This window comes from Burkholderia sp. 9777_1386, from assembly GCF_015712265.1.
Classification (GTDB): Bacteria; Pseudomonadota; Gammaproteobacteria; order Burkholderiales; family Burkholderiaceae; genus Burkholderia; species Burkholderia cenocepacia.
The window spans coordinates 182616-192375 of record NZ_JACCQB010000007.1 but is presented as its reverse complement, the minus strand read 5'-3'; the positions used below and the strand labels follow the sequence as shown (position 1 = coordinate 192375).

The window sequence follows — 9760 nt, the reverse complement described above, 5'->3', positions numbered from 1 at the left end:
GCTGTTCCGACACGGCACCGCGTCCATCAAGATAAACGCGGGCCTTATCGTCGGCAGCGTCAGATGTGTATAAGCGACAGGGCCGGCACGGTTCACTTCTTTCCAGTCACGACAACACGCGGTCATTGTCCTGCGCACGAAAACACGTGTCGACCCGGCTGCGCGCAATAACGTATTACGCACATCGGGACAACATGCGGGTTGCGGTAGTGGTCGACACGCGTTTCGATCGCGACGTGTGCGCGACGAAGCATGATTCGTCCTGCTTGATGATAAGCAGGGCCAAAACGCGGCGTTCGCGCGCGGCATTCCGCTTGCCGTTCGAGACACGCAAAAAAAACGCGGCCGGGGTGGCCGCGTGAATACTCGCAGACTCCTTCGGACGAAGGAAACAAGCAACTGTGAAACGAAGTGTAGCGAAAGCCCGTGCACGGATTCAGGGGCCGTGCTGCAAAGGTCTCTTCCAGGTTTCGGCAGGCTGCCGGACCGGGCGCCGATCGACTACCATCACGGGTGACGCCGCCGCCCGGGCGGCGTACCACGTCGTACAAGGAGAATCCATGCTCAAGCTGCGTTTGCTCCAGGTCGCGTTATGCGCGGGCGTGCTGGCGGCCGGCAGCGCCGCTGCCGAAACGGTGCGCCTGTCCGCCAGCCTGCAGCCGTCGAGCGAAGTGCCGCCGACGGCGACCAAGGGCTCGGGCGCCGTCGCCGCCACCTACGACACGGCCACCCACATGCTGCAGTGGACGGTCACTTACGAACACCTCACGGGGCCGGCCACGGCCGCGCATTTCCACGGGCCCGCGCCGGTCGGCCAGAACGCCGGCGTGCAGGTGCCGATTCCGAAGGACGAGCTGGCGAGCCCGATCAAGGGTTCGAAGGCGCTCACCGACGCGCAGGTCACCGACCTGATGGGCGGCAAGTGGTACTTCAACATTCATACGAAGGAACACCCGTCCGGCGAGATCCGCGGCCAGGTGATGCCGGCGAACTGAGCGCCGGCGTTTGATATAGAGGCACCTGTCGAGCGACGCGGGAGCGTTCGCACGTACCATCGTCACACTGCGATGACGGAGTGCGTCCGATGAGTTGGCAAAGCAAGTTCGCCTGCTGGCTGCTGCGCTGGCAGTTTCGTCCGGAAACCATGCGCGAGGTGCTCGACCCCGCGCGTGCCCGGCGCTTCACCGACCTGCGGATGTTCGTGCCGCGCCGCCCGCCGTCGGGCTACCGGCTGCGGCAGTGCTATGGCGCCGGGGACGCGCCGCTGCGCGGCGAATGGCTCGAGCGCACCGACACGGGCGCGGGCCGCGGGTCCGGCCGCACGCTGCTGTATTTCCACGGCGGCGGTTACTACTTCTGTTCGACGAAGACCCACCGACCGCTGGTGTTCGGCCTGACGAAGCGCGCGGGCGTCCGTTCGTTCTCACTCGACTACCGGCTCGCACCCGAAAACCGTTTCCCCGCCGCGCTCGACGATGCGCTCGCCGCCTATCGGCAACTGCTGGCGCTCGGCACGCCGCCCGAATCGATCGTGCTCGGCGGCGATTCGGCGGGCGGCGGCCTCGCGCTCGCGACGCTCGTCGCGCTGCGTGATCGCGGCGAGCCGCTGCCGGCCGGCGCGATCCTGTTCTCGCCGTGGACCGACCTGGCCGGCACCGGCGGCACGATGCGCAGCAACGACGGCGTCGATCCGATGTTCGCGGCCGCGGCGCTGCCGAAGGCGGCGAAGCTGTATCTCGGCGACGAGCCCGCGACGAATCCGTACGCATCGCCGCTCTACGCGGACTTCACGGGCCTGCCGCCGCTGTACATCCAGGCCGGCAGCACAGAAGTGCTGCTCGACGATTCACGCCGCGTCGCCGAGAAGGCAAAGGCGGCCGGCGTTCAGGTCGAAATCGAGGTGTGGCCCGACATGCCGCACGTGTGGCAGCTGTACGCACCGATGGTGCCGGAAGCGCGCGACGCGCTCGATCGCGCGGCCGCGTTCCTGCGCCGCGTCGCGGTCGAGCGCGCGGTTCAGCGCGTGGGCGAGGCGTCGATCGCCTGATAGGCGGCCTTGACGGCCACCGAGCCGTACTTGCGTTCGAGCCGGCGCACGGTGAAGTGGCCGTGCGCCATCTGCTGGAAGTGGTCGATGAACAGCGTGTTGACGGTCGCGCCGAGCACGGCGCCGATCGCCGGGATCGACTTCGCGGCCATCTGTTCGGTCACCTGCACCGAGAAGCGCGAGGCCACCGTCTGCACGAGCTTGAACACGGCCGCCGAGCTGTGCGCGGCGATGCCTTTCGCCGTGATGTCCGACGACGCCTTCGAGATCGCCTGCGCGAGCGCGCCGCGCAGCACGAAATAGCCGAGATCGGCGTCTTCCTCCTGCTTGTCCGGGTTGCCGCCCATGCCGAGCACGGCCAGGCACTGCAACTGCGTATCGACCGACGTCAGGTCCTCGCCCTCGCTGCGCGCGATGTCGCACACCGAGCGGAAGATCAGCGTGGTCGTCACCGGCAGCTCGACCGGCAGCGCGAGAAAACCGAACGCGCCGCCCGCCGCGCCGGTCGTCGCGACCGCGAGCTTGTGCAGCAGGTTACTGGGTTTCTCGGGCTCCGCGTCCGGCGCCTGCGGCTTGCCGAGCGTGCGCAGCGCGATGTTCAGGCACTTGCGCAGCGCGAGCTGCGTCGCGTCGTTGATCTTGCCGGTCGCGAAGTCCGGCAGCCGCGCGATCATCTTCTCGACCGGCGCGCCGAGCACGCCCGTCAGCTTCATCGTCAGCGACGGGCTTTCCAGCACCTGTTTCGCGCGCCGCAGCGCGTCCCGATCCTCCGGCGACAGCGCCGTCGCGGGGGTGATTGAAATCGGTTCCATCTTTCTCCTTGGCCTGAGCGGGCCCTGAACCATCGCCAGCCTAGATTACTCCGGCATGCTAGAATTTTGAGATTCTTTGACTCGGCAAAAGTTGCATCGACAAAAAATGGCCGTTCACACCGCCGCCCACCATTCGAGCGGGCAAGTCCTGCCGTTCCGCGAGTCGCTGCTGGCGATGATCGGGATCTCGTTCGTCACCATGCTGGTCGCGCTGGACCAGACGGTCGTCGGCACGGCGCTGCCGACCATCGTCGCCGAACTCCGCGGCTTCGACCTGTACGCGTGGGTCGCGACCTCGTACCTGCTCAGTTCCGTGATCACGGTGCCGATCTTCGGCCGGCTCGGCGACTATTACGGCCGCAAGCCGTTCGTGATCGCGTCGATCGTCGTGTTCACCGGCGCGTCGGTGCTGTGCGGGATGGCCAACGACATGCTGACCCTCGTGCTCGCGCGCGGACTGCAGGGAATCGGCGGCGGGATGCTGGTCGGCACCGCGTTCGCGTGCATTCCCGATCTGTTCCCCGATTCCGTCGTGCGGCTGCGCTGGCAGGTGCTGATGAGTTCCGCGTTCGGCATCGCGAACGCGGTCGGCCCGTCGCTCGGCGGGTTCCTGACCCAGTCGTTCGGCTGGCGCTCGGTGTTCTACGTCAACCTGCCGATCGGCATCCTGTCGCTGATTTTCGTGTGGCGCTACCTGCCGCACCTGCGCCACGTCGAACACGATCGCAAGATGCGGCTCGACTGGCCGGGCGCGCTCTTGATCGCGCTGTCGCTCGGTGCGCTGCAACTGTTCGTCGAATGGCTGCCGAAGTACGGCGTCATGAGCTGGGCGTCGCTGCTGCTCGTCGTCGCGGTCGCGGCGGGCGTCGGCCTGTGGCACTGGGAGAAACGCTGTGCGCAACCGATTTTGCCGTTCGACATGTTCGGCAACCGTGCGCTGTCGGCGCTGTTCGTGCTCGCGATCCTCGCCGGTTTCTCGATGTTCTCGCTGCTGTTCTACGCGCCGCTGCTGTTCCAGGGCGGCTTCGGGATGTCGCCGAAGGAGGCCGGGCTCGTGATCACGCCGCTCGTCGTGTTCATCACGATCGGCAGCATCATGAACGGCCGCGTCGTCACGCGCATCCGCAACCCGAACGCAATGCTGCACGTCGGCTTCGTGCTGTTCGCCGTCGCGTGCGCGGGCATCGTCGTGGCGACCCACACGACGCCGGCCTGGATGCTGATGGCGCTGATGGTCGCGGGCGGCATCGGGCTCGGTTTCGTGTTGCCGAACCTCACCGTGTTCGCGCAGCAGACGGCCGGCCGCGAGCATCTCGGCATCGCGACGGCGCTCTTGCAGTCGCTGCGGATGGTCGGCGGGATGCTGGGCACCGCGCTGACGGGCACGCTCGTCAACCAGATGTATTCGAGCGGTGTGCGCAACGCGCTGTCGGCCGACCACGCGATGCAGTGGCACGCGCGGCTCGCCGATCCGCAGATCCTGATCGATCGCGCGGCGCAGGGCGGTCTCGTCGCGGAGTTGACGCGTGCCGGGCATAATGGCGCGCTGCTGCTGGAAGCGGCCCGCGAATCGCTGGTCGGCGCGATTCACCTGGGGGTCGCGATGGCGGCCGTCGTCGCCGTGGTGTCGGTGTGGCAGTGCCGTCGCGTGCCGCCGATCGCGCTGCGGCGCAAGATCGAACCGCACGTCGCGGCCGACTGACCGGTCACGCGATCGAGCGATTCGACGACTCAACGATTCACCGGAACGAAATCAGCGCATGGAAGAACAGGACCGCGTCGCGATCTTGCAGCAATTCGGACGCACGTATCGCGCCTTCATGACCGCGTTCGAAGCGCACGTCGGGCAGCCGATGCCGCGCTGGCGCATCATGGTCGCGCTGCACACGATGGACGGGCATGCGTCGCAGAAGAAGCTCGTCGAAGTGCTGCGCATCGATCCGGGCGCGCTCACGCGCCAGTTGAAGTCGCTCGACGCGCTCGGCTGGATCGAGCGCGAATCGGACGCGCGCGACAACCGCGTGACCAACGTCACGCTGACGGAAGCCGGCCGCGCGGCGTTCGACGCGTGCCTGCCGCGCCGCAAGGCGTTTCTCGACCAGACGATGGCGCAGTTGCCGGACGATGTGCTGAATGCGCTGTCGGGTGCGCTCGCGATGCTGGAATCGCGGATCGCGGATGTCGGGTCGACGCCGGTCGCGCGTTGATGCGCGGGGCCGGGCGGTACTTGAGCGCCGCCGGCCGCCGCTTCATTTCATTCTGATCAGGTGACGGTTTACAGCTCGATGCGCGTGCCGAGCAACGCGAGGAACTGCGCGAGCCAGGCCGGATGTGCAGGCCACGCGGGGGCGGTGACGAACGGCGCGTCGGTCACGGCCGCGTCGACCGGGATGTCCGCGTATTCGCCGCCCGCGAGCTTCACTTCCGGCGCGCAGGCCGGGTAGGCCGAAATGCGCTTGCCGCGGATCACGTCGGCGGCCGCGAGCAGTTGCGCCGCGTGGCAGATCGCCGCGATCGGCTTGCCGGCCTCGGCGAACTCGCGCACGAGCGAGATCACCTTCGGATCGAGTCGCAGGTATTCGGGCGCACGGCCGCCCGCGATCGCGAGCGCGTCGTAGCGCGCCGCATCGACGTCGTCGAATGCCGCATTCAACGTGAACTGGTGGCCGGGCTTCTCGGTGTAGGTCTGGTCGCCTTCGAAATCGTGGATCGCGGTCTTGATCTTGTCGCCCGCGCGCTTGCCCGGGCAGACTGCATCGACGTGGTGGCCGACGGCCTGCAGCGCCTGGAACGGCACCATCGTTTCGTAGTCTTCGGCGAAATCGCCGGTCAGGAACAGGATCTTCTTCGCGGCCATGGCTTTCTCCAGTGAAGCAGCGTTGAAGGCCCGGTCGCGCCGTGCATGACGGCGGCGACGGGCCCCGAGGACGAAAGCGCAGTGTACTCCGCCAGATTGAAGCGCGCGTGACGGCCGCCCCGCGCGAGCGGCTGGGCGGCGTCGCGCGCGGCGTGCGTCAGAAGAAGGTCTCGACGACTTCCGTCACGCGGAACTGCGGATCGAGCACGAGCACCTGGCGCCACTTGTCGAACGTCAGGCACGGGTGCGAGATGTCGAACGCGACCATGTCGCCGACCTTCACGTCCGCGCCCGGCGGGATCTGCAGGTATGCGTGCTGGTCCATCATCCCGGTGACGGCCCAGCCTTCGGTGGCGGCGACGTCGCGCGGCGCGCTGTCGCGGCCCGGGCGGAAGTGGCGCGCCGGCTCGGGCAGGCCCGCGTCGAACGCCGCATCGCGCTTGCCGAGCGCGACGATCGCGCGATCGGGCTCCGGCACCGACTGCACGTACGCCCACAGCTGCAGCGCCGGCAGCAGCCCTTCGCCCATCGAGCGGGCGATCGGGTTGCGCGCGAACACGTCGCTCTGCGCCTTCTTGTAGATGCCGACGTCGTGCGTCAGGTAGCAGCCGGGACGCAGCACGACTTCCGCGAAGCCCGCGTCGGACGCCTTCCGGAATTCTTCCGCGACCACGTCGTACCACGCCGAACCGGCGCCGGACAGGATCGCCGGCGTGCGCGCGAAGCGGCCGGCTTCGGCCAGCTCGCGCGTGAGCGCGACCGCCTGCTGCAGGAACGCGCGGATCTCGCCTTCCTCTTTCAGCACGCCTTCATAGAGCTCGATGCCGGCCAGCTTCAGCGTGTCCGGATAGCGCGCGATCGCGGCCAGCACGGCCTCGCGCTGCGCGGCATCGCGCACGCCCGCGCGGCCGCCCGGCACGCCGAGCTCGATCAGCACGTTCAGCGACTTCTGCGCGGCGCCGAAGAAGCGGCCGAGCTGGTCGACGCTCTCCGCGGAATCGACGAGACAGAAGAACTCGAAATCGGGATCGGACAGCAGCCCCGCGATGATCGTCATGTTCTGGCGGCCGACCAGCTGGTTCGCGAGCAGCACGCGCCGCACGCCGCCGTGATACGCGGCCTGCGTCTGGTGCGCGGTCGCGAGCGTGATGCCCCACGCGCCGGCGTCGAGCTGGCGGCGGAACAGTTGCGGCGCCATCGTCGTCTTGCCGTGCGGCGCGAACTTGACGCCGTATTTCTGCACGAACGCCTGCATCCAGTTCAGGTTGTGCTCGACGCGATCCTCGTAAAGCACGGCGGCCGGCAGGCTGACGTCTTCCGCGAGCAGGTTCCATTCGAGCCGGCCCGCGTCGCCGAGCGGCACGCTCGCGCTCGGCAGATTGCCCAGGCCCTTGCCGAACGGATCGATCGTCGCTTCCTGATAGTTTGTAACTTTCATGTCATCCCGCTCCATCATCACTATGCATTGCACTGAAGTTGACATGCAGATGGTACAGAAAGTAGCATCGGCGCGGTGATGTTATTTAATAACATCCGGCCTCGCACCCTTTTCCGCAGATGAATACGCCCGCTTCCCCGTCCGCTCCGCCAGCCGCCGAGCCCTATCCGGCTCAGGCCGCTCCGCCGGTCCTCGACATCGTCGCGCGGATCGCCGAATGCGCGCCCGAGTTGCGCGAGGCCGAGCGCAAGGTCGCCGCGTTCATCCTCGCCGATCTGGCCCGCGCCGCGCATGCGAGCATCGGGGCGCTCGCGCGCGACGCGGAGGTCAGCGTCGCGACGGTCACGCGTTTCGCGAAGGCCGTCGGCTGTCGCGACGTGCGCGAACTGAAGGTGCTCGTCGCGCAGGCGGCGGCCGTCGGCCAGCGCTTCCTGGTGCCGTCCGACGACACGCCGGCCGACGACGCGAGTCCCGCGTCGATGGTCTACGACGAGATCCGCGTGGCGCTCGCCCACAATCACCAGCTGTTGCGCAACACGTCGTTCGACGCGGCGGCCGACCTGCTCGCCGGCGCGAAGATGACGTACGTGTACGGGCAGGGCGGCGGCTCGACCGCGCTCGCCGACGAGCTGCGCTTCCGGCTCGTGCGCTTCGGCCGGCCGGTCGCGAGCTACCAGGACAGCCTGCTGCAGCGGATGGTGGCCGCGACGCTGTCGGGCGACACCGTCGTCGTCGCGTTGTCGGTGAGCGGGCGTGTGCCCGAGCTGCTCGAGAGCTGCCGGCTCGCGAAGCGCTACGGCGCGAAGCTGATCGCGATCACCGCGCCGGCGTCGCCGCTCGCGAAGCTCGCCGACCACCTGATCCCGGTCGTCGCGTTCGAAACCGATTTCATTTACAAGCCGTCGACCTCGCGCTACGCGATGATGATGGCGATCGACGTGCTCGTCACCGGCGTCGCATTGCGGCTCGGCGATGCGGGCCGGGAATCGCTGCGCCGCATCAAACACGCGCTTGACGCGCACCGCGGCGGCGGCGACCGTCAACCGGTAGGAGACTGACCATGCATTCGCATCCCGAAGCGGCCGATACGCTGATCGTCGGCGCGCAACTGTACGACGGCACCGGCGCGCCGCCCGTCACGCGCGACGTCGCGATCCGCAACGGCCTGATCGCGGCGATCGGCAACCTGTCGAACTGGCTCGCGGAGCACGTCGTCGACGCGAACGGCCGGGCGCTCGCGCCGGGTTTCGTCGACGTGCATACCCACGACGACACGCACGTGATCCGTGCGCCGGAGATGATCCCGAAGATCTCGCAGGGCGTGACGACCGTGATCGTCGGCAACTGCGGGATCAGCGCATCGCCGGTGACGCTCGCGGGCGACCCGCCCGACCCGATGAACCTGCTCGGCGAGCGCGGCGCGTTCCAGTACCCGACCTTCGCCGCTTACGTCGCGGCCGTGAACGACGCGCGCCCGGCCGTGAACGTCGCGGCGCTCGTCGGCCACACGGCGCTGCGCAACAACCAGATGGACCGCCTCGACCGCGCGGCGACCGACGGCGAGATCGCCGGCATGCGCGCGCAGCTCGAGGAGGCGCTCGCGAACGGCGCGCTCGGCCTGTCGTCGGGTCTCGCGTACGGTTCCGCGTTCGCGGCGCCGACCGAGGAAGTGATGGCGCTCGCCGAGCCGCTCGCCCGCTCCGGTGCGCTGTACACGACGCACATGCGCACCGAGTTCGACGCGATCCTCGACGCGATGGACGAAGCCTATCGCGTCGGCCGTCACGCGCAGGTGCCGGTCGTGATCTCGCACCTGAAATGCGCGGGCCCGTCGAACTGGGGGCGCAGCACCGAGGTGCTCGCGTCGCTCGAAGGCGCGCGCCGCTACCAGCCGGTCGGCTGCGACTGCTATCCGTACAGCCGCAGTTCGTCGACGCTCGACCTGAAGCAGGTGACGGGCGACATCGACATCACGATCACGTGGTCGGAGCCGCACCCGGAAGTCGCGGGCAAGCTGCTGAAGGCGATCGCGGCCGACTGGGGCTTGACCGAGCAGGAAGCCGCGCAGCGCATCCGTCCGGCCGGCGCCGTGTACCACAACATGTCCGAGGACGACGTGCGCCGGATCCTGTCGCATCCGGCGACGATGGTCGGCTCGGATGGCCTGCCGAACGATCCGCTGCCGCATCCGCGGCTGTGGGGCGCGTTTCCGCGCGTGCTCGGCCATTACGTGCGCGACACCAACCTGCTGCCGCTCGAGGAGGCGATCCGCAAGATGACGTCGCTGTCCGCGCGTCGCTATGGCATCCCGAAGCGCGGCGAGGTGCATGTCGGCTATCACGCGGACCTGGTGCTGTTCGATCCGGCGAGCGTGATCGACGCCGCGACGTTCGAGAAGCCGCAGCAGCCCGCGCACGGGATCGACGCCGTGTGGGTGAACGGCGTGCTGACCTATGAAAACGGCCAACCGACCGGCGAGCGCGCCGGCGGTTTCGTCGCGCGCGGCGAGCGCGTGCCGGCCAGTGCCGATGCGGCGTTCTGAACGCACGCATTCCGATCTTCCGTGCGCGCCGCAGCAGCCGGCGCGTGCATCCGTAACCGAAATG

Annotated in this window: 9 protein-coding genes; 6 read left to right on the top strand and 3 right to left on the bottom strand. The window is 68.3% G+C overall.

Translation table 11 applies throughout. The annotated features are described in order from the left end of the window. The first annotated feature begins 560 nt into the window (after window positions 1-560). The gene (locus tag H0X91_RS08810) at window positions 561-995 is read left to right on the top strand and encodes a CHRD domain-containing protein (protein ID WP_006487921.1); all 435 of its coding nucleotides are present in this window, start codon (window positions 561-563) and stop codon (window positions 993-995) included. Window positions 996-1084: 89 nt separating this feature from the next. Then, entirely contained in the window at window positions 1085-2047 is a 963-nt protein-coding gene (locus H0X91_RS08805) for an alpha/beta hydrolase (protein WP_196432956.1), read from the top strand. Here the strand turns inward: H0X91_RS08805 and H0X91_RS08800 are convergent. Next, the gene (locus H0X91_RS08800; RefSeq protein ID WP_006497394.1) at window positions 2017-2859 is read right to left on the bottom strand and encodes an EcsC family protein; all 843 of its coding nucleotides are present in this window, start codon (window positions 2857-2859) and stop codon (window positions 2017-2019) included. The genes H0X91_RS08805 and H0X91_RS08800 overlap by 31 nt on opposite strands. 106 nt (window positions 2860-2965) lie before the next feature. Here H0X91_RS08800 and H0X91_RS08795 point away from each other — a divergent pair, with 106 nt between their 5' ends. Next, window positions 2966-4561: an MDR family MFS transporter gene (locus tag H0X91_RS08795; protein WP_048987449.1), complete on the top strand. Its 1596-nt coding sequence runs from the start codon at window positions 2966-2968 to the stop codon at window positions 4559-4561. Window positions 4562-4619: 58 nt separating this feature from the next. Continuing rightward, window positions 4620-5066 carry a MarR family winged helix-turn-helix transcriptional regulator gene (locus H0X91_RS08790; protein WP_006487928.1) on the top strand — a complete coding sequence of 149 codons (447 nt, stop codon included), beginning with the start codon at window positions 4620-4622 and terminating at the stop codon, window positions 5064-5066. 68 nt (window positions 5067-5134) lie between these two features. On the opposite strand, the gene H0X91_RS08785 is transcribed toward H0X91_RS08790, so the two are convergent. After that, a complete protein-coding gene (locus H0X91_RS08785; protein WP_006487930.1) occupies window positions 5135-5716 on the bottom strand; it encodes a DJ-1/PfpI family protein in 582 nt (193 codons plus the stop codon). A 157-nt stretch (window positions 5717-5873) separates the two neighbouring features. After that, window positions 5874-7154: an amino acid deaminase gene (locus tag H0X91_RS08780; RefSeq protein ID WP_020979402.1), complete on the bottom strand. Its 1281-nt coding sequence runs from the start codon at window positions 7152-7154 to the stop codon at window positions 5874-5876. Between the two features lie 119 nt (window positions 7155-7273). Here H0X91_RS08780 and H0X91_RS08775 point away from each other — a divergent pair, with 119 nt between their 5' ends. Both H0X91_RS08775 and H0X91_RS08770 read left to right on the top strand, forming a co-directional pair. Then, a complete protein-coding gene (locus H0X91_RS08775) occupies window positions 7274-8212 on the top strand; it encodes a MurR/RpiR family transcriptional regulator (protein ID WP_006487897.1) in 939 nt (312 codons plus the stop codon). A 2-nt stretch (window positions 8213-8214) separates the two neighbouring features. Further along, window positions 8215-9696 (top strand): N-acyl-D-amino-acid deacylase family protein, encoded by a 1482-nt coding sequence (locus tag H0X91_RS08770; protein ID WP_196432955.1) that lies wholly within the window; start codon window positions 8215-8217, stop codon window positions 9694-9696. Window positions 9697-9760 lie beyond the last annotated feature (64 nt).